Here is a 24,043-nt window from a genome sequence, read left to right on the forward strand (position 1 = left end):
TTTCTGAGTAGCTGAGCGAGAGGTTGTTAAATGAAAGAAAAATAATTATAAGCACGAAGTCATAGAAGTTATTGAGGTATTGGATCTAGGTTCAAGCTTAGTGACTTAGCGACTTAGCGACTTAGAAGCTAAATATGAAAGACGAAGAAGAGGATATTGTTCCCCATAAAGACGGATCGCCAGACGATTCAGGAAACGATGCGCCGCAAGAGCAAACCGAAGAGGGCTTTGACGAGGTAATTCGTCCCGCTTCGGGGAGTCATTTTTACGAAAACGACGAAAATCCAGAAGATACCATTACCAAAGTAACGGGTATGTACAAGGATTGGTTCTTGGATTACGCCTCGTATGTCATCCTAGAGCGTGCCGTTCCTGCGATTGAAGACGGATTCAAACCCGTGCAACGACGTATTATGCACTCCATGAAAGAGTTGGACGATGGGCGCTACAACAAAGTGGCGAATATCGTCGGACATACCATGCAGTACCATCCACACGGCGATGCGAGTATCGGCGATGCCATTGTGCAAATTGGTCAAAAAGATTTGCTCATCGATATGCAAGGAAACTGGGGAAATATTCTCACCGGAGATGGTGCCGCAGCGTCCCGTTATATCGAGGCACGTATTTCCAAATTGGGGCAGGATATCTTGTATTCCCCCAAAGTGACTAACTGGCAACTGAGTTATGACGGTCGTAAAAATGAGCCGATCCATTTGCCCGTAAAGTTTCCATTGTTATTAGCGCAAGGGGCGGAAGGGATTGCCGTAGGGTTGTCTACCAAGATTTTACCGCACAATTTCAACGAACTCATCGATGCGTCCATCAAAGTCTTAAAGGGGAAATCGTTTACATTATATCCTGATTTTCCCACAGCGGGTATTGCCGATATGTCCAATTACAACGATGGGATGCGCGGTGGCCGTGTTCGGGTTCGTGCCAAAATCTCCCAATTGGACAAACAAACCTTGGTGATTACCCAAATTCCGTTTTCTACCAATACGTCGACCTTGATTGATAGTATTTTGAAAGCCAATGAAAAAGGGAAAATTAAAGTCAAAAAGATTGAAGACAATACCGCGGCCGAAGTCGAAATTTTGATACATCTTCCGCCCGGTGTGTCTCCTGATAAAACCATTGATGCCTTGTATGCGTTTACCGCGTGTGAAACCTCTATTGCACCACTGGGCTGTGTGATTGTCGATAACAATCCGGTATTCATGGGCGTTTCGGAAATGTTGCGCATTTCTACAGAACGCACTAAGAACTTACTCAAGCGCGAGTTGGAAATCCAGCTGGACGAACTTGAAAATAAATGGCATTTGTCTACCTTGGAGAAGATTTTCATTCGGGAAGAAATGTACATCGATTTCAAATTGTATTCCGATCGTGAAAACTTATACCAATACTTATACCAGCGTTTTGAGCCGTTTAAAAAGGACTTTGTGCGCGATATCCACGATGACGATTTGCAAAAGCTGACCCAGATTCCGATGATTCGAATCACGCGATTTGACTCGGATAAGGCCGATGACGCGATTGCCAAATTGGAGGCCGAAATGGAGCAAGTGAAACACGACTTGGAGCATTTGACCGAATATGCCATTGCCTTTTTCCAAACCATTAAAGACAAATACGGCAAAGGTCGGGAGCGCCAAACGGAAATCCGCAACTTCGATACCATTGAAGCGACGAAAGTGGTGTTACGCAATACCAAATTATACGTAAATCGCGAAGAAGGGTTCATTGGAACAAGTTTGAAACGCGATGAATACGTAGCCGATTGCTCGGATATCGATGACGTGATTGTCTTTCTGCGCGATGGAAAAATGATGATTACCAAAGTGGACGATAAAAAGTTCATCGGGAAAGACATTATCCATGTGGCGGTATTTGACAAAAACGACAAGCGTACGATCTACAATATGATCTACCGCGACGGGAAAAATGGCGCCTCGTTCATCAAACGATTCAATGTAAGTGGCGTGACCCGCGATAAGTTGTACGACTTAACCCAAGAAAAAGCGGGCAGTATGGTCTTGTATTTCTCTGCCAATCCCAATGGAGAAGCAGAAACCGTGACCATTTTGTTACGTCAAGTCGGTAGTGTAAAAAAATTGAAATGGGATGTTGACTTTGCCGATATCATGATTAAGGGTCGGGCCTCACGCGGAAACACCGTGAGTAAATACCCGATTAAGAAAATTGAATTGAAAGAGAAAGGAATTTCGACACTACGTCCGCGAAAAGTGTGGTTTGACGATACGGTACAACGCTTGAATGTCGATGGAAGGGGCGAACTCTTGGGCGAATTCAAACCCAACGATCGTTTGTTGATTATCAACCAAAGTGGAAAACTGAAAACGATCATCCCTGAGTTAACGACCCATTTTGACGAAGACATGATCGTGTTGGAGAAATGGAATCCGAAGAAGCCAATTTCCTGTATTTATTATGACGGCGAAAAAGAGCGCTATTTTGTCAAACGTTTCTTGGTGGAGAATGAGAACAAAGAGGAACTCTTTATTTCAGAACATGAGAAATCGCAATTGGAAATTGTTTCCACCGATTGGCGTCCTGTGGCTGAGGTGATTTATGCCAAAGTAAAGGGCGTGCAAAAGGAAAATCAGGTGGTCGATTTGGAGCAGTTTATTGCAATAAAAGGCATTAAAGCGCTCGGAAATCAATTGACAGCCGATAAATTGAAACAAGTGAATTTACTGGATCCGTTGCCGTATGAAGAACCCGAGGAAGAGCCCGAAGTGTCGGCATCTTCAGAAGGGGAAGAAGGCGAAAATCCCGATATTCCTACTGAATTGGACGATGACGGTCAAATTACGTTGGCCTTAGAATAGTAAAGAAAACCTGCTGGAATGAGCAGGTTTTTTTGGTTCAAGTTGGGAACGGACTGCAAATTTTTGTGAGGTTTTCATTAGCATACCAATTTTTGGTATATTTGATAAAAAGAAACGATATGGCAAAAAACACTTCCATATTATTAGGTGATTATTTTGAGAATTTTGTAAACGAAGAGATTGCCTCAGGACGCTACAGTTCGGTGAGTGAAGTGGTGCGTTCAGCACTCCGATTACTCGAAGTTGAAGAACAAAAAATTAAAAAATTACGAGCAGAAATAGAATTAGGTGAAGCAAGCGGGATGATCGCTGATTTTGATGCAGAAGCACATTTGGCAAAGCTTCAAAAGAAACATGAATGAAAGCCACCTTTCGGATTAGTGCCAAAGCACGTGAAGATATTGATACTATTTGGCGCTATACATTTGAAAACTGGTCGCTAAATCAGGCCAATTATTATTACCGTTTGTTGTTTCAGGAAATCAATACTATAGTTAGTGATGTAAATTGCGGGAAAGATATTGGGTTCATAAAACCAGGTTACCGTCAATTTAAAGTGAAATCCCATTTGATTATTTATCGTATTGCTGAAGATGGAATTGTAGAAGTTATCCGTGTTTTGCATCAAATGATGGATATTTCCAATCAAATTTGATAAACGCACCCAACCCGCGTTAGGGATGGGAGCAAGGTACCCTGCCGTAGCCGTAGGCAGGCCGGTACCGCGGACAGCCCGGCGGGAACCGCAACGCCCAAAAAAAAGCACCCCGAAAGGTGCTTCTGTATTAATTGGTAATATCGGTATCTTTTAGTTTTTCGTCGTGGATGGTATTGTTGCGTAATTGAACCGGTTTTTTGCTCGTTTTTTTCATTTTCATGTTCAAAAATTCTACAAAAAGCGAGAAGAAAATCGCGAAGTACAAATACCCTTTGGGGATGCTGTGGACTTCGTTGTGGCCGAAGAAGGTGAAATGCGCAAGGTGTGACCCCTCGGCGAGCAACATGACACCGATTAAGATAAGGAACGACAAACCGAGAATTTGAATCGTAGGGTGCTCGTTGACGAACTTCGATACGGGTCCCGCGAAAATCATCATAATAATAATCGAAATCACAACCGATAGAATCATGATAAGGATGGCAGCTTCACCAAACCCTTTCGGAGCGGGATCGCTACTTACCAAACCGACAGCCGTGAGAATACTGTCAAATGAGAATACGATATTTAAAAGGGCAATTTGAAGAATGGCACCCGACAAGGAGGTGGAGGCTTTACCGCTTTCACTTTCCTCTTCACCCTCGAGTTTATGGTGAATTTCGGTCACCGATTTGTACAATAGAAAGAGTCCCCCAGCAAAAATAATCAAACTTTGTCCCGTTATTTGTCCCGAGAGGAAGCCCCAATCGAAATCAAAAATAGTGGCTTTCAAACTCATAACCCAAGTAATACCGAAAAGTAGCACGATACGAAAGGCCATCGCCAAAATTAATCCGATGCGGCGGGCTTTGGGCTGGTCTTCGGCTTTGAGTTTTCCTGAAACAATCGATAAAAAGACAATGTTGTCGATTCCGAGAATAATCTCCAGAAACGTAAGTGTCAATAACGCAATGAGCGCATTGGACGAAAATAAAATTTCCATGTAAGGTTAGGTTTAGGTTTTCAGTCGGTTGTACGCAAATCAATCGCGTTTTGTTACGGTTCCGAGTTGTTTATTGACATCGCCCACGAAGGAATATTCCATAATGTATTGATTGTCTTTGGTTTCGACAATTTTCATGCTGATGGCTTTTTTTTCTTCGCGGTTCCGTGGATTTTTTTTCTGAATAATGAGTTCGCAATCGTTCACCCAGCGGACATTGGCGGTATCGGTGCGCCCTTGATAGGTTTCAATTTGTTCGTCGGCCGTGCGCACAAAGCGGGTGGTGTCCGACTTCCCATTGATGGTTTGTACAAACTCGAAGGTACCGGTTTTAAAATCAGTACAATTGCATTCCGGCATTTTCTGACAGGCCGAAACGGTGAGGAGGAATAAAAGAATACCAGTAATTTTTTTCATAATTTTTTGTAGCAGTTCCTGCTGTACGCTGTATCTCACTTCGTAAACTCCGTGAGGATGCCGCTTCCATCAGGGCTAGGGGTTAAGGGTTCAATGCGTGTTTTGTGAACAGGTTGGGAGTCATCATTTTGAAAGACACTATTTACGATGACTAGGCCCTTATCGGGGATTTCCATCAAAGAGTGCTTTCATCATCGTTTGCAACCCTTTGAAGGCTAAAAACACCGAGGTGATACAAATGCCACACCCGAGGGCTAATACCAAATAATGCCAATTCGTGTGTTTGTTCATAAACGCATTGTACATTACACTGGGACCGATGAACATGAGCGGCAACGCTCCGAAGAGGTATTTGATGCCTGTGGCTAAGAGGGTTTTGTTGGTACTCATTTTTAAAAGTTATGAATTATGAGTTATGAGTTTTGGAACCCAATATTTATCATTTAAAATTTATAATTTTCAACAGCCCTACGCACGCTGCCGTGGGTCAACAGCAAGTGGTTGGCGGTTTCATAGTCGACCCCAATTTCGTCCATGATCATGCGGGTGCCCCGGTCTACGAGTTTGGCATTGCTCAATTGCATATCGACCATTTTGTTCCCTTTAACGCGTCCCAATTGAATCATGGTTGCGGTAGAGAGCATGTTGAGCACCAATTTTTGCGCAGTTCCTGCTTTCATGCGACTGCTGCCGGTTACAAATTCGGGTCCGACCACCACTTCCACAGGAAATTGGGCTACTTGCGCCAGTGGACTCCCTGCATTGCAGGTGATGCTTCCCGTGATGACTTCGTGTTTGTGGCACGCTTCTAATCCTGAAATCACATAAGGTGTAGTCCCCGAAGCAGCGATCCCTACAACCACATCTCCCGCTGTAATTCCCGCCGCTTTCAGATCGAGCCAGGCTTGCGTTGTGCTGTCTTCGGCGTTTTCTACCGCGCGTCGAATAGCTTGATCGCCCCCAGCTATGATGCCGTTAACCAATTCGTGGGGTACGCCAAAAGTGGGAGGGCATTCAGACGCATCGACAATACCCAAACGGCCAGACGTACCTGCGCCAATATAAAATAACCGTCCGCCTTGTTTTAAAGCGTTGACTGTAGCGTTTACGAGGGCTTCGATTTGTGGCAAGGCTTTTTCAACAGCCAAAGGAACCGTTTGGTCTTCCTTGTTGATGTGGGTTAGTAATTCGTGAACCGACATCTGTTCCAAATGGTCATATTTTGAGGACTGCTCGGTGGTTTTTGTAAAAGTCATGACTATTTACAGGTGTAGTAAGTAATGATTTTTTGTACGTCGTACACATTCACCGATTTGTTGAATTGTTTGACGATACTGGCATTGGCTTCACTGGATACCCAAATTTTTAATTCAGCATCCAAATCAAACGTACCGGCACTTTCTACACTAAAACGGGTGATGCTTTTGTAAGGTATTGATTTGTATTCAATTTTACTTCCGGTAATTCCTTGTTTTTCCACAAGAAGAATGCGTTTGTTGGTAAATAAAAACGTGTCGCGGATGAGTTTGAAACCGATTTCAATCGTTTCTCCTTCGATCATTAATTTTCCGTATTCGTTTTGCAAGCTTTCCAGACTTACTTGTCCAGCGTTGCCCATTAAGGCTGAAAATAATCCCATACTATTTGTGATTTTCGATGGAATAAAGGTACATATTCTTGGTGAAAACCCACGATGACCTTTCGCTAAAGTTTTATCAAAAATTACAACAGCGAGGCCATGATTACCCCAAAAATAATCACAGTGATTTTGGCCACATTAAATTTGTGTCCTTCACTGCTTTCAAAAATGATGGTAGAAGAAATATGGAAGAGAATACCAATAACGACTGCGGTGATTTCCTGGTAATACCCTTTTAGAACAGGAACAGCATCAGCCAAAACAGTTCCGAAGGGAGTCATCAGGGCAAAACCAATCATAAAAAGTAATAAAAGTTTTTTGGACATGCCTGCTTTAAGAAAAAATAACGTTAAAATCATCGCAATTGGGAAATGATGTACGGCAATACCAAAAGCCAAATGTTGGTGGTGTCCGACGGGGAATCCTTCCAACAAAGCGTGTAAACACAAACTGATGAATAAAGACCAAGGCATGGTTTGAATTTTCTCGTGACCATGCACATGACCGTGTTCGGCTCCTTTGGAAAAAAATTCAAGCATAATCTGAAATACTATTCCAACCATGATGAACAAACCAACATGAGTTCGGGTGTCCTTCGTATAAACTTCAGGCAATAAATTGATGACCGTAAGTGAAAGCAAAAACGATCCACTAAACGCCAAGAGTAGTTTTAAATTCTTTTTCCCTTGCGGTTGCCACCAAAGTGCCGCACCAAAACCAAGTAGCACAGAAAGTAAGGGAAGGATATAGTTCATGGGTGTTATTGGGTTTCAGGTTTAAAGTTTCAGGGTTTGAGAGTTGAAGAGTTTAAGAGTGTAATTGTGTAAGTGTGTAATTTAGCAGTTTGTTTTTTCATTTTCTTTCTTCTTTCTTCTTTCTTCTTTCCTCTTTCCTCTTTTCACTACTTAAATACCATAATGAGTCGTTCACTGGTTTTTTTATAGTATTTCTTCAATTTATAGTCGCCAAAAATATCCAAAAGATAAATACCAGCCCTTTCCATCATCGATTGGAAGTCTTCCAATGACAGCATGCGAACTTTTTCGTAGTAACAAAAATCCTTTCCTTGATCCACAAAACGTATTTCTTTGATGATGTATTTCGTATCGGTGTAGCGTTTGATATGAAAGGTGATGCCATCCACTGTTTTGGTTTCTTCTGGGACCAAATCGTGTAACACATACTCCACATTCATAAAATCAATCACCCCAAAGCCATATTCACTCAAACTATCATGTATGGCTTGCAAGGTTTTAAAATTATCCTCATCCTCCTCAAAATAGCCAAAACTGGTAAATAAATTGAAAACAGCATCAAATTGAGCAGGAAAAGGTTGACGCATGTCGTGAACTTCAAAACGCAAATTTTTATTTGCATTTTTGGATGCCTCTTGAATGCTATTGAGCGATAAATCCACGCCGGTAACATCATAGCCCAACTGACTTAAATAAATAGAATGTCTACCGCGACCACAGGCTAAATCCAAAACTTTGGCTTTTTCGGGCAAGTTTAGGTACTGCGTCAAATTATCCATGAAGAGTTGTGCTTCCCGATAATTCCGCTCTTTGTACAAAATATGGTAATACGGGGTATCAAACCAAGAGGCGTACCATTGCTCGGCAGATAGGGCCGTGGTTGAGGAGTTCAATTCAGACATTTATTCGCTTCAAATCAATTTCAACGTGCAAATTTAATGTATTTTTGCGCATTACTATCCATTAAATTGGATTTTTGGTGGGAGGCTTCGAAGGGAGTTCCTTCATTTTTCACCTGCGGAACTGTTATTCCTTGTGTATGGAAAATTTTCAAATGATTGCCAAAACCCTCTTTGGGTTTGAAGAAATTTTAGCCAAAGAACTACGTGACCTCGGGGCCCAAGACGTGCAAATGGGTACTCGAGCTGTTCGATTTGTCGGCGATAAGGGGTTTATGTACAAAGCCAATCTGGCCTTGCGAACCGCGTTGAAGATTTTAAAACCCATTCATCAATTTCGTGCCTTTAATGACAATGCCTTATACCAAGGAATTCAAACCATCGACTGGAGTCAGTATTTGAATCCCCACCAAACTTTTGTGGTCGATGTTACGTTGCATTCAGAAAATTTTAAGCACTCGCAATTTGTAGCCTTAAAAACCAAAGATGCCATCGTGGATCAGTTTCGTCAAAACCATGGAATTCGTCCCAGTATCGATAAAGACCATCCCGATTTACGCATCAATGTTCACATAGATCGCGAACAAGTCTCGGTGGCTTTGGATACTTCAGGTGCCTCATTACACCATCGCGGGTATCGAAAAATCACCAATATTGCCCCAATTAACGAAGTGTTGGCCGCCGGCATGTTGTTGTTATCGGGCTGGAAAGGGCAATCGGATTTTATGGATCCTATGTGCGGTTCGGGGACCTTATTGATTGAAGCTGCAATGATTGCTTGTAATATTCCCGCCAATATCAACCGAAAAGAATTTGCCTTTGAAAAATGGGCCGATTGGGACAACGATTTGTTTGATACTATTATCGACAGCTTGATGAAAAAAACACGTGATTTTCCTTATACCTTAAAAGGGTTAGATAAAGCACCAAGTGCCGTAGCCAAAGCCCGTGAGAATATTCAGAATGCTAATTTGGAAGACTATATTTCGGTAACGCAAGCCAATTTTTTTGACACTGAAAAAGAAACACAAGGGCCGTTGCAACTCGTTTTCAATCCGCCGTATGGGGAACGTTTGGAAATCGATTTAGAGCGTTTTTATCGGGAGTTGGGCGATACTTTAAAACAAAGTTATCCCGGTACAGAAGCGTGGTTTATTACCGCCAATTTAGAGGCCTTGAAGTTTGTGGGACTCAAACCTTCGAAGAAAATAAAATTATTCAACGGAAGTTTGGAATCCCGTTTGGTCAAATATGAATTGTATGCAGGCAGTCGCAAAGCTAAATTTCAAAATCAATAAATGATGTCAAAAAAAACAAAAGCGTTAGGGTATAATTTTGTGGTATTTGCCCTAATATTTATCGGTGCACGGTATTTGGTATCGACCTATTTTTGGTACCAAGGCATTTGGATTTCGGTGGCAGCCTTTGTCATTACCTTATTGTTGTCGCCCAAATTTCAGGCCATAAAAACGGCTCAAGGTGAACAAATCTTTATGAGTTGGTTGTTTTTAAAAGGAGTGAAGAAGGTGGGTTGATTTACCGTTTCTTTTTGGCCTCCCGCGCCAATTTAGCTTCCATTTTTTTGGCTTTTGCCGCTTCCTTGGCTTTGCGTTCCTTTTCGAGAGTCGCTGCATCTTTTACAGTGACTTTAAACAACGGGACGAGATACGAAATGGTGTAGTTGAATCCAACGCCAAAACGACCTTCATAAGTGCGATTAAACCCTGGAATGTATAAATTAGCAAAGGTTGCAGGTGTTTTTTCTGAAATCAAATAATTAAGTCGAAAACTAAATCCCATAAAAAAATTGGAGAATAGTTCAGCTTTAACTCCAGCTACCACTTCGGCCCAATGGGCTGTGAGTCCAGAAAATTCAGTATTGGGCGTAATTAGCGGTAGGGGAAATAAGTTGTTGGGGTAATAAATCGAGTACGAGTTTAACGTTTGACTAAACGAACTGAATCCATAGCGTAAACCCGTATATACTTGATTGTTCATGCCCGTCCAGTTCTCGTAACTGTTGTAATCAAAGCCTACGCGAATAAAACTTCCGTTGGTGGTAAAGTTAAAATGATCTTCTTGAACGGTTTTCTTTTCATTCCCGAGTTCCACGGCAAGATAATGCTTCCGGGTTAATCGAAAATCCCCAGTGAGCTCTACCCCTCGGTAATTAGTATCATAAAACGAACGCGACAGTTTAAATAAGTCCACACCTACGCGCAACCCGTACTTGTCTTTTTTAGGAGCAAGGGTGTCTTTTTTGACAGGAATACTATCTTTGGTCACAGGGGTAGCGGTTTGTCCCCAAGCCGAACCCACCACGAAGAGGCACATGAGTAATCTAGAAATAGAGTTTGACATGGACTTCATTTTCATTAGTGATCGTTGATTGGTATATCCCCATGGTTTGTATCCACAAGCCGTCATTAGGTGTAGCGTCTGTGAAACTAAAACCGTTAGTTGGATTTAAAACAAAATTCAGTTTATAACCACAAGCACGAGAAACATACTGCGTAGTTCGTGTGTAGTTCATGGTGATAATATCGATGTTGTCGTTGGTCGTGTCGTTATCACCCCCATTCTGGATCAATTCAAATTGCGCGGTATCCAATGTTGTGTCAAAGGGCACATAGATTTTGCTTACCCCATTAAAGCTAAGGGTTTCGGATACCCCATTGGCTTTAAGGACAAGATTTGAAACATTTTTAGTTTGTGTCAAATTCGATACATCATAAAATTCAATCACCAATCGCGGAGTGGTAGGCGTCGTGTCACTACAAATGTCGTCTTTCTCACAACCGGAGAAGACAAAAAGAACAGGCAATAGTAAAAGTACAGTGAAGCGCATCATAAAATTTATCGTAATTCCAAAAGTACAACATTTTCCACATGATGCGTTTGTGGAAACATGTCCACAGGGCGCACTCGAGAAACTTTATATTTTTCATCCATTAAGGCTAAGTCACGGGCTTGGGTAGCCGAGTTGCAACTAACATATACAACACGTTTGGGAGCAATGTGTAAAATTTGTGCTACGACATCTTTGTGCATGCCATCGCGCGGTGGGTCGGTGATAATCACATCAGGTGTGCCATGTTGCGCAATGAACTCGGTGTTGAATACATTCTTCATATCGCCAACAAAAAAATCACAGTTGGTAATGCCATTACGTTTGGCATTTTCTTTGGCATCGGCTATGGCTTCGGGCACGGCTTCAACCCCAATAACTTTCTTGGCTTGTTTGGATACAAATTGCGCAATGGTTCCCGTTCCAGTATACAAATCATAGACCAATTCTTGCCCCGTTAACCCAGCAAATTCACGGGTAATCTTGTACAATTCATAGGCTTGCGCTGAATTGGTTTGGTAAAATGACTTAGCGTTGATGCTAAAATGCAATCCCTCCATTTCCTCCAAGATATAGTCGCGGCCTTTGTAGAGGATGATATTTTGGTCGTATAAAGTGTCATTGGCTTTTTGGTTGATGACGTATTGTAAAGACGTAATCGCAGGGAAAGTGTTGGCAAGATATTCCATAACCAATGCGCGTTCTTCCTTATTATCGTCAAAAAATTGAACCACCACCATAACTTCTCCCGTTGACGCGGTACGAATCATCAAAGTGCGCAACAAACCACTATGATTTCGAGCATCAAAAAAGGTAAGGCCGTTCGCATTGGCAAAGGCTTTAAGTCCGTTACGAATCGCATTAGACGGGTCGGCTTGCAACCAACATTTTTCAATATCTAGTATTTTATCCCACATCTTTGGAATGTGGAAACCCAGTGCATTTTGGTTGTCAAAGGTGGTGTCTGACTGGATTTCAGCATCGGTAAGCCAACGGGCGTTTGAGAATCCAAATTCCATTTTATTGCGGTAAAAGAACTGATCTTTTGAACCTAAAATGGGTTCAAAATCGGGCAATTCAATCTTTCCAATGCGTTTCAAATGATTGAATACTTCATTGTGTTTGTAGACCAATTGTTGGTTGTAGCTCATATTTTGCCATTTGCATCCCCCGCAAACACCAAAATGCTGACATACGGGTTCGATGCGATGCTCCGAATACTGATGAAAACGAATTGCTTTTCCTTCGTAATACGCTTTGCGTTTGCGAAAAGTTTGCACATCCACAATATCGCCAGGCACCACATTGGGAATAAAAATTACTTTTCCATCCGGTGCTTTAGCTACCGAAACCCCTTTGGCTCCTGCATCCAATACGGCAATTTTTTCAAAAATGACGCGGTCTTGTTTACGTTTTCCCATAGCGCAAAAATAGGGGATTGCAGGCGAAACGAAATAGTTTTGGAAAATTAATTGGTAAGGAACTAGAAAAAAATAGCAAAGTATGCCTCCCGACGTGTTTTTGATTACCAAAGAACGATATTAGTAAAGAAGCCTTACATTTGAGCAATCAACAACGTGAGCCATGAAAAAACATACGGAGATAGAAAGTATTATCGAATTGGATGAAACCGATGATCAACGCACCTTTGGACAACGAATTGCAGATAAAGTAGCTGATTTTGGGGGGAGTTGGACGTTTATTATTAGTTTTTTCTGTTTTTTACTCCTTTGGATTGCGGCTAATGTATTTTGGTTTCACAATCAAGGATTTGATCCATATCCGTTTATTTTACTGAATTTGATTTTGTCCTGTATCGCTGCCTTACAAGCACCAATAATCATGATGAGTCAAAATCGCCAAGAGGAAAAGGATCGTGAACGGGCCAAAAAAGATTTTGTTATCAATCTAAAAGCGGAGCATGAGATCCGTGTGTTGCATCAGAAAATGGATCATATCTTAAAACATCAACACGAGGAATTAATGGCGTTACAGCGACAGCAAATCGAATTATTACAGCAATTGTCAGTCCGAAAAAAGGATGAATGTTAATTGATATATAGGTTTAGATAAACTATGTTAAAAATATGATTTTAATTTAATTATAATTAAAATATAAATTCGGTTTATACTTCAATTCGTTGCTTTCGAAATCGATTGCGAATTTTAGAATTGCGCTATGAAGTTGAACGAAGAATCCGTAGTTTTGTAGCGCACAACGGATGATTTCTCTCCATAAGAAGGAATACTCAAGTTACTTTTTTAAATTACGATCCGGTATGATTAGTGAAAAATTACGATCTCAAGAAGCTATTGCATTGGAAGATCAATACGGTGCTCACAATTACCACCCGCTCCCCGTGGTTTTAAGTCGCGGCGAAGGGGTGTATGTTTGGGATGCCGAGGGAAAACAATATTATGATTTTCTATCCGCCTATTCTGCAGTTAATCAAGGACATTGTCATCCTAAAATTGTAGGTGCTATGGTGCATCAAGCACAAACGCTTACCTTAACTTCACGCGCCTTTTACAATGATAAATTGGGGGTGTATGAACAATTTATTACGCGTTATTTTGGATTTGACAAGGTTTTACCCATGAATACGGGGGCTGAAGCTGTAGAGACGGCGTTAAAAATTTGCCGCAAATGGGCCTATGAACGAAAAGGTATTGCTGAAAATGAAGCGCAAATTATTGTGTGTGATGGGAATTTTCATGGCCGAACGACTACGATTATTTCTTTTTCTAATGATACGAATGCTCGCGCTAATTTCGGACCCTATACTGCTGGATTTATAAAGATTCCCTATAACGATATTGATGCTTTAGAACGTGCTTTAGCCGCTTCGCCAAATGTGGCAGGTTTCTTAGTCGAACCCATTCAAGGAGAGGCGGGCGTGTATGTTCCCGATGAGGATTTTTTGGCGCGCGCTCGGACTTTATGTTCTCAATATAACGTGCTTCTTTTGGCGGATGAGGTACAAACCGGAATTGCGCGTACGGGTTCGCTATTAGCGGTTTGCGGAAATTGTTCTTGTGAAAAGCAGTGTGAGCGCCAAGCAACATATGTTCGGCCAGATGTTTTAATTCTCGGTAAGGCATTGTCAGGAGGGGCTTATCCCGTTTCGGCGGTCTTGGCAGATAATGCAGTGATGGATGTAATTCGTCCTGGGCAGCACGGTTCGACCTTTGGTGGGAACCCTGTAGCTGCGGCCACTGCAATCGCGGCTTTGGAGGTCGTGAGTGAAGAAGATTTAGCCCAAAATGCCCGTCGATTGGGTCAAATTTTCCGTAAGAAATTAGGAGAATATGTCGCGCAAAGTAACATTGTTCGCTTGGTACGCGGTAAAGGTTTGTTAAATGCGATTGTAATCAACGATACGGAAGAAAGTGAAACCGCTTGGAATATTTGTGTCAAGTTGGCTGAAAATGGCTTATTAGCCAAACCCACGCATGGAAACATTATTCGATTTGCTCCGCCTTTAGTAATGACAGAAGCACAATTACTAGAATGTGTGGCGATTATTACCAAAACCTTGACTGGGTTTGAACCCGAATCGAATTAAGCTATGGAAAATCAAAATACGCTTTACCTTAATGATTTGGCCAAAGAAGCCCTTCGGGTAAGTGCACGTTGGTGCTTGTTTTTGGCTGTATTAGGTTTTATTGGACTTGCCTTAATGTTGTTGGTAGGTGTTTTTTGGGGGTTTAGCACGCAAAGCAATCCCGGTTTTGGTATTTTTGGTGCTGCCAAAAAAGGCATAGGTGTTTTTTATATTTTATGCGCCGCCTTTTATATTCCACCTGTGGTATACTTGTATCGATATGCTACCACAACAACAGAAGCTTTACGAATCAATAATACTGAAAGTCTGGCTTTTGCATTGCAAAACTTAAAGTCGCATCATAAGTACCTCGGTGTCTCAATGATTGTCTTAATCGCTTTGTATATTCTCATGGTAATAGGGATGGTTATTTACATGATGCGTATGGCGAGTGGTGTTTAATCGCATTCTTTTATAAGATAAAGAGGCTGTCTGAAATTACGGACAGCCTCTTTTGTATTTTTAACGTTTTCCGAAAAGCTCTTCGACGCGGCGGCGAACCATTTCTTCATCCTGCATGTTTTCCATACCGATTTTCATGATAATCCAAATGAAGAAAATGAGCGTTAATACTCCTAAAATCAAACCGATAAGCGATAAAATTTTGCCAATTGTATGAACGTTTTGGTTGCTGTATTCGTCCGGATTTTCTTGAAGTCTTTTAGAGTCGCTGCGGCTCATGAGGTAACCTACAAGTCCAAAGACAATTCCAAATATTCCATAGCAACAGAAGGTTAGAAAAGAGAGAATCCCCAGGATGAGTACGGCGGTAGCATTCGGCAATTTTTGTTTTTCCATAGTGGTTGTTTTTAAGGTTAAAAAAAGAAATCTTTCATTTTAATACAGTAGGCACCCAGTATTACAATTACGTTTAGTAGGGCGATAACAAGTACATGACGTCCGTTTTTTTGTGTCGGTTTCAAGCCAAAACGCACTGTAATTCCAAGAAGAAGGAGTAAGGTGTATACAGGAGGATAAAGCACAAAAGCGCCGTAAAAATCCCCTTGCACAAGAAGGTATAAGGCACGTTGTAATCCGCATCCCATACAATCAAAACCAAAAGTTTGTTTAAACATACATGGCAACATGTAGTCTTCCATACCTTGAACTTTTTTACAATTTTACAAAAAAAAGAAACATAAATACAGGGAACTGGAGGCAGGTTCGTTATTTTTGAAAACAAAACATAATTCCTATGGATAAATGGTTAATTCCGCTTTTATTGGTGGCGGCAGGGGTAGCCTTGTATGAACAAAGTAAGGCAGCACCCAATTATTATTTGATGGCTTTTGCAGGTCTCGTTTTTGTTTTTTGTATGGTTAAATTATCAGCAAAAATACCCTCCAAAAAAGAACACGATGAAACAGAATAAGTTCGAAGTAGGGGATACCGTTGCGGTTTTGGATGAGGCTATTCGCGGGGTTGTCATTGATGTGCAAAACGATCAAATCACCCTCAAAACAACCGATGATTTTGCGATGACATTTTTTGTCAACGAATTGGTTAAAGAGCATGATGCCAATATTTTAAATACATTTAACAAAAGTGATGCGTTATATAAGTTGAAAATTGATAAAACGCCTTCGAATGCTTCCAAAAAAGTCATTTTTAAGTCGGAAAATCGCGACCGTGGCACTCCTGAATTTGATTTACACATTGAAAAATTAGTCAAAAAAGTAGCGGGTTTATCGCACTATGATATCCTTACATTGCAACTTGAAACGGCCCAGCGTCATATAGAATTTGCGATAAAAAACCGTATTCCCAAAATCGTATTGATTCATGGTGTAGGTGAAGGTGTACTTCGCACCGAGTTGGAATTTTTAATGCGCAAGTACCCGCAAGTATCTTTCCAAGAAGCGAGCTATCAAAAATATGGAATGGGTGCTACCGAAATCTATTTTCAACAAAATGTAAAATAGCCTACTTTTGCTGGGCAAATGAATAACATGAAACGAGTTTATCTGGATAATGCAGCCACTACTCCCTTACGTCCTGAGGTAATTGATTGTATGGTGGAGGTCATGCAATCGGAATATGGGAATGCCTCCTCGACCCATAGTTACGGACGAAGTGCCAAGTCGATTATTGAATCGGCGCGAAAATCTATTGCGCAATGGATGGGATGTGAGGCTCGGGAACTTATTTTTACGGCCAATGCCACGGAGGCTACGAATATGATTTTGACCAGTGCGGTGCGGGATCTAGGCATTAAACGCTTGATTACGTCCCGCATGGAACATCATGCTACCTTGTATACCGTTGAGAAATTGGCTGAGGATTTTGGTGTTGCAGTTGTATATCTTCCTGCAAATGCTGATGGGACTGTGGCCATTGGGGGCGTAGCCGACTTATTGCAACAGGATATTCCAACATTGGTTACTTTGATGCATGTCAATAACGAAACGGGTGCTGTTTTAAATATTCGTGCGGTTGGGGAGCTATGTCGGCAACATAAAGCTCTTTTTCATTGTGATACGGTTCAATCGGTGGGAAAAACACTATTGCATTTTCACGATTTGCCCTTAGATTTTGCAGTGGCAAGTGCACATAAGTTCCACGGACCAAAAGGTGTTGGATTTGCCTATATTTCAAAAAATGTGGTATTGAAACCTATGATTGTCGGGGGCGAGCAGGAAAAAGGGTTACGGGCCGGAACAGAAGCAGTGCATCAAATTGCAGGGATGGCCAAAGCATTGGAATTGGATATGGCCGATTTGGCGCATGATCAAGGCTATATTGAGGCATTGAAATTTTACTGCTGGGAACAATTGCAACTAGTGTTTCCGGGTATCAAAGCCAATGGAGAACATACGTTTTATAATATTTTGAACGTTACCTTGCCTTTGCCTGAAGAAAAAGCGGCGATGTTGTTGTTTAATTTGGATATCAAAGGAATTGCGGTTTCGCGCGGTAGTGCTTGTCAAAGCGGGAGTTCGAAGCCTTCGCATGTCTTAGCGCAATTTGTCGCTGAAGACGATTTAAAGCGACCAGCCTTGCGAATCTCCTTCAGTAGGTTTAACACCAAAGACGATATCGATGCGTTGTGCAATGCCTTGAAAGGGGTGTAATACAAGCTACCGAAGGACTTCCCCTTCGGTTTTTTTATAGGCGAAGAAAAAGTAAATACAAACACTTAATAGAAAGGGAAGTTGCATTCCTACCATAATCCATTCTTTAGCGAGGCATCCTACCACAGCTAAAAAACCAATAATAAGCGCCAAAACTCCTACCACAATCGTATTTAAAGTTCGGTTCCAACGGCGTCGAAAAGCGTGCACGAGTAACATAATTTGACCGAATAAGCCTAGGATAATTAAAGGGTGTGTAAGGTTTGCTGCAATGGATTGGCTTTCCTGAAAGAATATGAATTCCAATTGAGGAACGGTGGTGATTTCATTTTTCCAAACAAAGCCACAGCATTGAAATGTAATCCATAACACTAGATTAATGTAATGAATGGAACGGGGAATAGGGTAGGTGTTGAATACCATGATGATGCGAAAATACCCGTAAAGATACTTTTTTTTGGTGATGCATTTACTTACAACGAATTCGCAGCCACGGCCCTGATGGAAGTGAAAAGCCCGGAGGGGGTGGGCCAACGTTTTTTTGTGGTGCTGTGGGGCGCCCTTGGAAGCCCCCGACGGCGCCCAAAAAAAACAGGGCCAACCCCGAGGACTTGAAGCGGACAGCAGGAGAAGCCGGATAAAAAAAAAACCGTTCGGGTGGAACGGTTCTTTTTAGTGACTAGTAACTAGTGATTAGTAACTAGTGACTTTTTATGGGGGTTACCTTCAACTCAGAAGCTCAGAATCTCAGCAACTTTACTTACATATGAATTACTTCACCATACGCATCGGCAACGGCTTCCATTACTGCTTCGCTCATGGTGGGGTGGGGGTGAACGGCTTTTAAGATTTCATGGCCAGTGGTTTCTAATTTACGTGCCACGACCGCTTCGGCAATCATATCGGTTACGCCAGCGCCAATCATGTGGCAGCCCAACCATTCGCCGTATTTGGCATCGAAAATCACTTTCACAAAACCATCGGGAGTTCCAGCTGCTTTTGCTTTCCCAGAGGCGGTGAACGGGAATTTCCCCACTTTAATTTCGTAACCTTTTTCCTTGGCGGCTTTTTCGGTTAACCCAACAGAGGCAATTTCAGGAGTCGCATAGGTACAACCCGGAATATTGCCATAATCTAGGGGTTCCACATGGAGTCCTGCAATCTTTTCAACACAGATAATTCCCTCAGCCGAGGCAACGTGCGCCAACGCTTGTCCGGGAGTTACATCGCCAATGGCATAGTATCCGGGAACATTGGTTTGGTAATAGCTGTTGACTAAAATTTTATCGCGATCGGTGGCAATACCGGTTTCTTCAAGGCCGATATTTTCAATGTTGGTTTTGATTCCAACAGCGGAAAGTACGATATCGGCTTCCAAAACTTCTTCTCCTTTGGCGGTTTTGACAAAGGCTTTTACACCAGCACCGGATGTATCAACGCGTTCCACAGAGGCATTGGTCATGATATTCACGCCCGATTTTTTCAAAGAGCGTTCAAATTGTTTGGAGATATCTTCATCCTCTACAGGAACGATGTTGGGCATAAATTCCACAATAGTCACGTCGGTACCCATGGTGTTGTAAAAATGGGCAAATTCAACCCCGATCGCTCCCGACCCCACGACGATCATTTTCTTAGGTTGCTCGGGAAGTGTCATGGCTTGTCGGTAGCCGATGATTTTTTTACCATCTTGGGGTAGGTTGGGCAGCTCCCGTGAACGTGCTCCTGTAGCAATAATGATATGGTCGGCACTGTATTCCGTCACTTTACCATCGGCCGCTGTGACATCGACTTTTTTTCCGGGTTTGATTTTTCCAAAACCGTCAATGACATCGATTTTATTTTTTTTCATTAAAAATTGTACCCCTTTGCTCATGCCGTCGGCAACCGAACGTGACCGTGCAATTACCGCATTAAAATCCTTGTCAAATTCTTTCACAGTTAAGCCGTAATCGGAGGCGTGTTTTAAATAGTCAAACACTTGTGCTGATTTCAACAAGGCTTTGGTAGGAATACATCCCCAATTCAAACAGATTCCACCTAGATTTTCTTTTTCAATAAGCGCTACTTTAAAGCCCAATTGAGAAGCTCGGATAGCCGTTACATATCCACCGGGTCCGCTTCCTAAAACAATAATATCGTATTTCATTGCAAAAAGGTATTTCTTAAATTAGTGTATTGACGAGCTGTCAATTCGAATGCGAATTTACGGATTTTTTTTTAGTCCTCTATGTCGTTATTGCGGTTTAGAGGCAGGAAATTATGGGTTGCCTTTTTCCTCCCGATGACGGCTTGAAGGGACGATGCTTTTCTATTCAATTTTTATTTAAAATTTTGTACGTTCTAGCATTGGCCACTTCTTTCTATCTTTGTGATTATGTGGTTACTATCTACTCAAACAGCAATCCAACATTTACGGCAATCGGATGCTGTACTGGCAAAAATTATTGATCGTGGCATTGTGCCTGATTGGGAATCAACCCGTAATGTGTTTCACGATTTGGTGAGTTGTATCGTTGAGCAACAAATTCACTACCGCAGTAGCAAGAAAATTTTTGCCAAAGCGTTAGATCGTTCAGGGATTAGCCAACTCATGCCGGCAAACTTTGGTCCATTTGAACAGTTTGGACTCGCTCCCCTGGCGCTTTCTGAGGCAAAGTATGCGACACTCTTGGCAGTGGTTGAATTTTGGAACACCCATACATTCGATTTTGAAGCGATGAGCGATGCAGCTGTTCGAACAACTTTATCGGCTATCAATGGCATAGGCCCTTGGACAATCGATATGATTTTATTGTTTACATTGCAACGGCCTCAAGTGGTTCCCTATGAGGACTACCATTTAAAACAAATTATGATTGCCCATTATTCATTGGATCCAAAGGTAAAATTAAAAGCCCAAATGCGAGCAGTAGCATCGTCATGGGGTGATCATACTTCCTTGGCCGTATTGTATTTGTTGGCGTCAAAGCAGTTTTCAATGTACTAATGATGAACATATGAACGTTTCGATTTCTTTCCGATGGCTTCTGGCCTCCTTCGTTTTTTTGGTAGTGCAAACGTGTCAAAACGTGCCGAATGCCCTTACGTTAACCCTTCCCAAAGAGGGGTTTTCGGTGGTGCAGCATCAACCCGTTTCATCCTCGGATAGAGTTGCTAATACTCTTTATCAAGTGCCGCGAAGAATTCGATCGGCGGAATTTGGAACCCCCGAGTTACAACGCTTTACTGACAGTTTGTATGCTGTAATGGTTCGGCAAGCTGGGGTAGGCATTGCCGCCAATCAGATTGGAAAACGCTTGCAGCTTTTTTTTATTGAGGCCAAGGCTACCAATCCGCGGTACAAGGTTTTGGGGCCTGTTGCCAAGCAATTGTTCATTAATCCCATGATTACTGAGGTTTCCCTTGGACGAAAGAATTTTTGGCATGGTTGTTTGAGTGCAGCGAATGAAAAAAGGGGGAATGTGGCTACGTTTGAGTGGATTGCCTACCGTTGTCAAAATTTGGATGGAAGCTGGCGGGAGGGCCGATTGGACGGATTTGCTGCGGTCATTTTTCAGCATGAATTTAGACACTTGATGGGCGGCACATATTTGGACATTGCGCAACATTTCGAATCCAAATCTGATTTAGATCAAAAAATACAGCAGGGTAGACTTCCTTTTTTTGAGGTGGCTTCCGATTCGTTACCACTGCTTATTCAGGGGTTTCAAGTGAATAAAACGGTGGATGAATTTGGTTTGAAAAAGTAAGGTGCGTGTCAAATCCATTACATTGGTGTCTCTGAAAATTGAGATTCGTAAAGTTTTCGGTAATAGCCATTTTCCAATTGCAAGAGTTCTTGGTGGTTACCTGTTTCAACGATTTCACCTTTTTCCATCACAATAATGGTATCGGCATTGACGATGGTGGCCAAACGGTGCGCGATCACTATAGCTGTTCGTCCTTTGGTGATGGTTTCGGTAGCGTGTTGAATGAGTTCCTCGGCGTGGGTGTCGATAGAGGAGGTGGCTTCATCCAGAATTAAAATGCTCGGGTTACTGAGGTAAGCCCGCAAGAATGCAATGAGTTGCCGTTGTCCCGAAGAAAGCATGACTCCACGTTCTTTTACGTCATGATCATAGCCTCCTGGGAGTGATTCAATAAAATCGGCAATTCCGATTCGGGCGGCGGCGGCTTCGACATCTTTTCGGCTAATATTGGGATTGCCCAAGGTAATGTTGTTATAAATTGTATCGGCAAAAAGAAAGACATCTTGTAAAACGACCGCAATTTGTCGGCGGAGGCTGGGGAGTGTAAAGGCATCGATTGGGGTATCATCAATGGTTATGGTTCCCGAATCGATTTCGTAAAAACGATTTAATAAATTGATGATGGTCGATTTTCCTGCCCCTGTGGCTCCCACAATGGCTATAGTTTGTCCGGGTTGTATACGGATTGATATTCCTTTCAAAACTTCTTCACCGGGGATGTAACTGAAACGTACGTTTTGTAATTCAATTTTACCTTTAAATTGGGGCGCCTCTAGCGTTCCACCTTCTTGCTTGTCATCTTGGGCATCGAGGACATCAAAAACGCGATTTCCAGCAATCATCCCCATTTGCATTTCATTGAATTTATCCGCAATTTGACGTAAGGGATTGAAAAGCATTCCGATAAACATGGTATACGAAATCAGGTCGCCAAATGTGGTGAATTTGTCGCCATCCAAAATTCGAAATCCACCATACAAAACCACTAGTGCAAGGCAAAGCGAGGAGATGATATCGGCAATGGGAAAGAAAATAGAGTTGTACAAAATAGTTTTCATCCACGCTTTATTGTGCTTTTGGTTGATTTCTTTAAACTTTTGGTATTCAATTGTTTCACGGTTAAAAAGTTGAACGATTTTCATGCCTGTGACCCGTTCCTGCACAAAGGTGTTCATGGCGGCAACTTGGTGGCGTACTTCTTCAAAGGCCACTTGCATTTTACGTTGAAAAATACGGGTGACGTAGACCAAAAGAGGCATGGCAGCCACCACGATGAGGGTAAGCCTCCAATTCATATAAAACATAAATGCGAGTACCACCACCATTTTCAGTAAATCACTGATAATCATGAAAAGGCCTTGGCTGAAAATACGCGCTATTTGTTCGATATCCGTAACTGTACGAGTCACTAATTGTCCTACAGGTGCGGTATCAAAGTATTTCATTCGAAAGCGAAGCAAATGGGTGAACAATTGTTGACGAATATCGCGAATGATATTTTGTCCCAATAAATTGGCCCAGTAAACGAAGAAAAACTGGAAAACACCCTCTAAGATCAGCACAATTCCCATTAGAATCACATACCATAACAGGCCATAGCTGTCCTTGGGTTCGATATACACATCGACTGTTTTTTTTAATAAAAACGGACGTAAAGCTGTAACTATCGAAAGTAGAATAGCGGTGGCCACAACACCACGGTACAAGAGTTTGTAGGGGGTAGTGTAGGTGAGAATTCGCCGGAAAAGTTTGGAATCAAAGGCTTTTGCTTTCATGGGTTATCGTGCTCGAAAGGGGATATAGGGGTAATGCACTTCGGTAAGGTAGAGTCCCTGGGCAGGGACAGAGAATCCCGCTTTACTTCGGTTTTTACTCGCTAAAATTTGTTCAAGGTCGCGTAAGTTCGTTTTTCCTGTTCCTATATCGATTAATGTTCCGACGATGGCGCGCACCATATTTCGGAGAAAACGATCGGCGCTAATGGTAAAAATCCAACGGTCCCCTTGGCATGTCCATTCAGCATGCGTGAGTGTACAAAAAAATGTTTTGACGTCGGTATGCAACTTCGAAAAGCACTCAAAATCAGTGTGTTTTAAAAGCAGTTTACAAGCCTCGTTCATTCGGTTGATGTCTAAGGGATGCGGGAATAACCAACTGTTTTGGCATTCAAAGGCATCTTTGCGACGGTGAATGTGGTATTCATAGGTTCGTTGTGTCGCATCAAAACGCGCATGTGCTTCGGGGGTTACTGTATACAGGTCCCAAACCGCAATGTCTTTGGGGAGGTAAGCGTTTAATTTTTTGATTAGATCAGCGAAAAAAAATGGGACTTCACTGTCAAAATGCGCAAACATTTGCCGGGCATGCACACCAGTATCGGTTCGTCCAGCGCCGGTGAGTTCAACCGGTTCCCGAAGCATTAACGACAACGCTTGGGTTAGTGTTTCTTGAACCGACGCGGCATTGGGTTGGTATTGCCAGCCGTGATAGGCAGTGCCTTTGTAAGCAAATTCGATAAAATATCTCAAAGCATTATGGGGTTTTCAGGAGCAAAGGTACAAA

Annotated in this window: 28 protein-coding genes and 1 pseudogene; 13 read left to right on the forward strand and 16 right to left on the reverse strand. The window is 42.1% G+C overall.

Annotated features, from left to right (window positions below; translation table 11 throughout):
* Positions 1-134 precede the first annotated feature (134 nt).
* The 3 genes from O9316_RS05975 (at position 135) to O9316_RS05985 (ending at position 3,510) form a co-directional block, all read left to right on the forward strand.
* Positions 135-2,855, forward strand: a complete 2,721-nt coding sequence (locus tag O9316_RS05975) for a DNA gyrase/topoisomerase IV subunit A (protein ID WP_298203363.1) — start codon at positions 135-137, stop codon at positions 2,853-2,855.
* Positions 2,856-2,974: 119 nt separating this feature from the next.
* Positions 2,975-3,217, forward strand: coding sequence for a type II toxin-antitoxin system ParD family antitoxin (locus O9316_RS05980; RefSeq protein ID WP_298203364.1), 243 nt, complete (start codon positions 2,975-2,977; stop codon positions 3,215-3,217).
* Positions 3,214-3,510: a type II toxin-antitoxin system RelE/ParE family toxin gene (locus O9316_RS05985; RefSeq protein WP_298203365.1), complete on the forward strand. Its 297-nt coding sequence runs from the start codon at positions 3,214-3,216 to the stop codon at positions 3,508-3,510. Before O9316_RS05980 ends, O9316_RS05985 begins: the two co-directional genes overlap by 4 nt.
* A gap of 130 nt (positions 3,511-3,640) precedes the next feature.
* On the opposite strand, the gene O9316_RS05990 is transcribed toward O9316_RS05985, so the two are convergent.
* The 7 genes from O9316_RS05990 to O9316_RS06020 form a co-directional block, all read right to left on the reverse strand.
* Positions 3,641-4,495 carry a TerC family protein gene (locus tag O9316_RS05990; RefSeq protein ID WP_298203366.1) on the reverse strand — a complete coding sequence of 285 codons (855 nt, stop codon included), beginning with the start codon at positions 4,493-4,495 and terminating at the stop codon, positions 3,641-3,643.
* A 39-nt stretch (positions 4,496-4,534) separates the two neighbouring features.
* On the reverse strand, positions 4,535-4,912 hold the full coding sequence (locus O9316_RS05995) for a DNA topoisomerase IV (RefSeq protein ID WP_298203367.1): 378 nt from the start codon (positions 4,910-4,912) through the stop codon (positions 4,535-4,537).
* Positions 4,913-5,071: 159 nt separating this feature from the next.
* On the reverse strand, positions 5,072-5,302 hold the full coding sequence (locus O9316_RS06000; RefSeq protein ID WP_298203368.1) for a DUF6095 family protein: 231 nt from the start codon (positions 5,300-5,302) through the stop codon (positions 5,072-5,074).
* Between the two features lie 53 nt (positions 5,303-5,355).
* Entirely contained in the window at positions 5,356-6,168 is an 813-nt protein-coding gene (murQ, locus tag O9316_RS06005; protein WP_298203369.1) for an N-acetylmuramic acid 6-phosphate etherase, read from the reverse strand.
* A gap of 2 nt (positions 6,169-6,170) precedes the next feature.
* Entirely contained in the window at positions 6,171-6,551 is a 381-nt protein-coding gene (locus O9316_RS06010; RefSeq protein ID WP_297514263.1) for a PH domain-containing protein, read from the reverse strand.
* Positions 6,552-6,634: 83 nt separating this feature from the next.
* The gene (locus O9316_RS06015) at positions 6,635-7,306 is read right to left on the reverse strand and encodes a ZIP family metal transporter (protein WP_298203370.1); all 672 of its coding nucleotides are present in this window, start codon (positions 7,304-7,306) and stop codon (positions 6,635-6,637) included.
* Between the two features lie 146 nt (positions 7,307-7,452).
* Complete coding sequence (locus O9316_RS06020) at positions 7,453-8,208, reverse strand: class I SAM-dependent methyltransferase (protein ID WP_298203371.1); 756 nt, start codon at positions 8,206-8,208, stop codon at positions 7,453-7,455.
* 137 nt (positions 8,209-8,345) lie between these two features.
* Here O9316_RS06020 and O9316_RS06025 point away from each other — a divergent pair, with 137 nt between their 5' ends.
* Both O9316_RS06025 and O9316_RS06030 read left to right on the forward strand, forming a co-directional pair.
* Positions 8,346-9,503, forward strand: a complete 1,158-nt coding sequence (locus O9316_RS06025; RefSeq protein WP_298203372.1) for a THUMP domain-containing protein — start codon at positions 8,346-8,348, stop codon at positions 9,501-9,503.
* On the forward strand, positions 9,504-9,740 hold the full coding sequence (locus O9316_RS06030; protein ID WP_298203373.1) for a hypothetical protein: 237 nt from the start codon (positions 9,504-9,506) through the stop codon (positions 9,738-9,740).
* A gap of 1 nt (position 9,741) precedes the next feature.
* Here the strand turns inward: O9316_RS06030 and O9316_RS06035 are convergent, their stop codons facing one another.
* Genes O9316_RS06035 through rlmD form a run of 3 tightly spaced genes read right to left on the reverse strand, consistent with a single transcriptional unit; the run spans position 9,742 to position 12,474 of the window.
* Positions 9,742-10,566: a DUF6048 family protein gene (locus O9316_RS06035; RefSeq protein ID WP_298203374.1), complete on the reverse strand. Its 825-nt coding sequence runs from the start codon at positions 10,564-10,566 to the stop codon at positions 9,742-9,744.
* The gene (locus O9316_RS06040; RefSeq protein WP_298203375.1) at positions 10,547-11,056 is read right to left on the reverse strand and encodes a DUF6452 family protein; all 510 of its coding nucleotides are present in this window, start codon (positions 11,054-11,056) and stop codon (positions 10,547-10,549) included. Before O9316_RS06040 ends, O9316_RS06035 begins: the two co-directional genes overlap by 20 nt.
* Before the next feature lie 5 nt (positions 11,057-11,061).
* Positions 11,062-12,474, reverse strand: a complete 1,413-nt coding sequence (rlmD, locus tag O9316_RS06045) for a 23S rRNA (uracil(1939)-C(5))-methyltransferase RlmD (RefSeq protein WP_298203376.1) — start codon at positions 12,472-12,474, stop codon at positions 11,062-11,064.
* 211 nt (positions 12,475-12,685) lie between these two features.
* Between rlmD and O9316_RS06050 the strand changes: the two are divergent.
* The 3 genes and pseudogenes from O9316_RS06050 to O9316_RS06060 all read left to right on the forward strand — a co-directional run.
* Positions 12,686-13,105: pseudogene (locus O9316_RS06050) on the forward strand (DUF1003 domain-containing protein); the annotation flags it as partial.
* 227 nt (positions 13,106-13,332) lie between these two features.
* Positions 13,333-14,619, forward strand: a complete 1,287-nt coding sequence (rocD, locus tag O9316_RS06055; protein ID WP_298203377.1) for an ornithine--oxo-acid transaminase — start codon at positions 13,333-13,335, stop codon at positions 14,617-14,619.
* Positions 14,620-14,622: 3 nt separating this feature from the next.
* Complete coding sequence (locus O9316_RS06060; RefSeq protein WP_298203378.1) at positions 14,623-15,060, forward strand: DUF5362 family protein; 438 nt, start codon at positions 14,623-14,625, stop codon at positions 15,058-15,060.
* A gap of 60 nt (positions 15,061-15,120) precedes the next feature.
* Here the strand turns inward: O9316_RS06060 and O9316_RS06065 are convergent, their stop codons facing one another.
* Both O9316_RS06065 and O9316_RS06070 read right to left on the reverse strand, forming a co-directional pair.
* A complete protein-coding gene (locus O9316_RS06065; protein ID WP_298203379.1) occupies positions 15,121-15,456 on the reverse strand; it encodes a CCC motif membrane protein in 336 nt (111 codons plus the stop codon).
* Between the two features lie 17 nt (positions 15,457-15,473).
* On the reverse strand, positions 15,474-15,758 hold the full coding sequence (locus O9316_RS06070) for a DUF2752 domain-containing protein (RefSeq protein WP_298203380.1): 285 nt from the start codon (positions 15,756-15,758) through the stop codon (positions 15,474-15,476).
* A 95-nt stretch (positions 15,759-15,853) separates the two neighbouring features.
* On the opposite strand from O9316_RS06070, the gene O9316_RS06075 reads away from it, so the two are divergent.
* Genes O9316_RS06075 through O9316_RS06085 form a run of 3 tightly spaced genes read left to right on the forward strand, consistent with a single transcriptional unit; the run spans position 15,854 to position 17,729 of the window.
* Positions 15,854-16,030: a hypothetical protein gene (locus O9316_RS06075; RefSeq protein ID WP_297514328.1), complete on the forward strand. Its 177-nt coding sequence runs from the start codon at positions 15,854-15,856 to the stop codon at positions 16,028-16,030.
* The gene (locus O9316_RS06080; protein ID WP_298203381.1) at positions 16,017-16,580 is read left to right on the forward strand and encodes a Smr/MutS family protein; all 564 of its coding nucleotides are present in this window, start codon (positions 16,017-16,019) and stop codon (positions 16,578-16,580) included. The genes O9316_RS06075 and O9316_RS06080 overlap by 14 nt, the downstream gene beginning before the upstream one ends.
* Positions 16,581-16,607: 27 nt before the next feature.
* On the forward strand, positions 16,608-17,729 hold the full coding sequence (locus O9316_RS06085; protein ID WP_298203382.1) for a cysteine desulfurase family protein: 1,122 nt from the start codon (positions 16,608-16,610) through the stop codon (positions 17,727-17,729).
* A gap of 6 nt (positions 17,730-17,735) precedes the next feature.
* On the opposite strand, the gene O9316_RS06090 is transcribed toward O9316_RS06085, so the two are convergent.
* The gene (locus tag O9316_RS06090; protein ID WP_298203383.1) at positions 17,736-18,263 is read right to left on the reverse strand and encodes a hypothetical protein; all 528 of its coding nucleotides are present in this window, start codon (positions 18,261-18,263) and stop codon (positions 17,736-17,738) included.
* Positions 18,264-18,489: 226 nt separating this feature from the next.
* Positions 18,490-19,878 (reverse strand): dihydrolipoyl dehydrogenase, encoded by a 1,389-nt coding sequence (gene lpdA / locus O9316_RS06095; protein WP_298203384.1) that lies wholly within the window; start codon positions 19,876-19,878, stop codon positions 18,490-18,492.
* Between the two features lie 228 nt (positions 19,879-20,106).
* Here lpdA and O9316_RS06100 point away from each other — a divergent pair, with 228 nt between their 5' ends.
* Together O9316_RS06100 and O9316_RS06105 are read left to right on the forward strand one after the other, a co-directional pair.
* Positions 20,107-20,718, forward strand: a complete 612-nt coding sequence (locus O9316_RS06100) for a hypothetical protein (protein WP_298203385.1) — start codon at positions 20,107-20,109, stop codon at positions 20,716-20,718.
* Between the two features lie 10 nt (positions 20,719-20,728).
* The gene (locus tag O9316_RS06105; RefSeq protein ID WP_298203386.1) at positions 20,729-21,481 is read left to right on the forward strand and encodes a peptide deformylase; all 753 of its coding nucleotides are present in this window, start codon (positions 20,729-20,731) and stop codon (positions 21,479-21,481) included.
* Positions 21,482-21,498: 17 nt separating this feature from the next.
* Here the strand turns inward: O9316_RS06105 and O9316_RS06110 are convergent, their stop codons facing one another.
* Positions 21,499-23,256: an ABC transporter ATP-binding protein gene (locus O9316_RS06110; protein WP_298203387.1), complete on the reverse strand. Its 1,758-nt coding sequence runs from the start codon at positions 23,254-23,256 to the stop codon at positions 21,499-21,501.
* 3 nt (positions 23,257-23,259) lie between these two features.
* Positions 23,260-24,009, reverse strand: a complete 750-nt coding sequence (gene truA, locus O9316_RS06115; RefSeq protein ID WP_298203388.1) for a tRNA pseudouridine(38-40) synthase TruA — start codon at positions 24,007-24,009, stop codon at positions 23,260-23,262.
* Positions 24,010-24,043: the final 34 nt, after the last annotated feature.

It is taken from the genome of Flavobacterium sp., from assembly GCF_027533505.1.
Taxonomy (GTDB): Bacteria; Bacteroidota; Bacteroidia; order Flavobacteriales; family Flavobacteriaceae; genus Flavobacterium.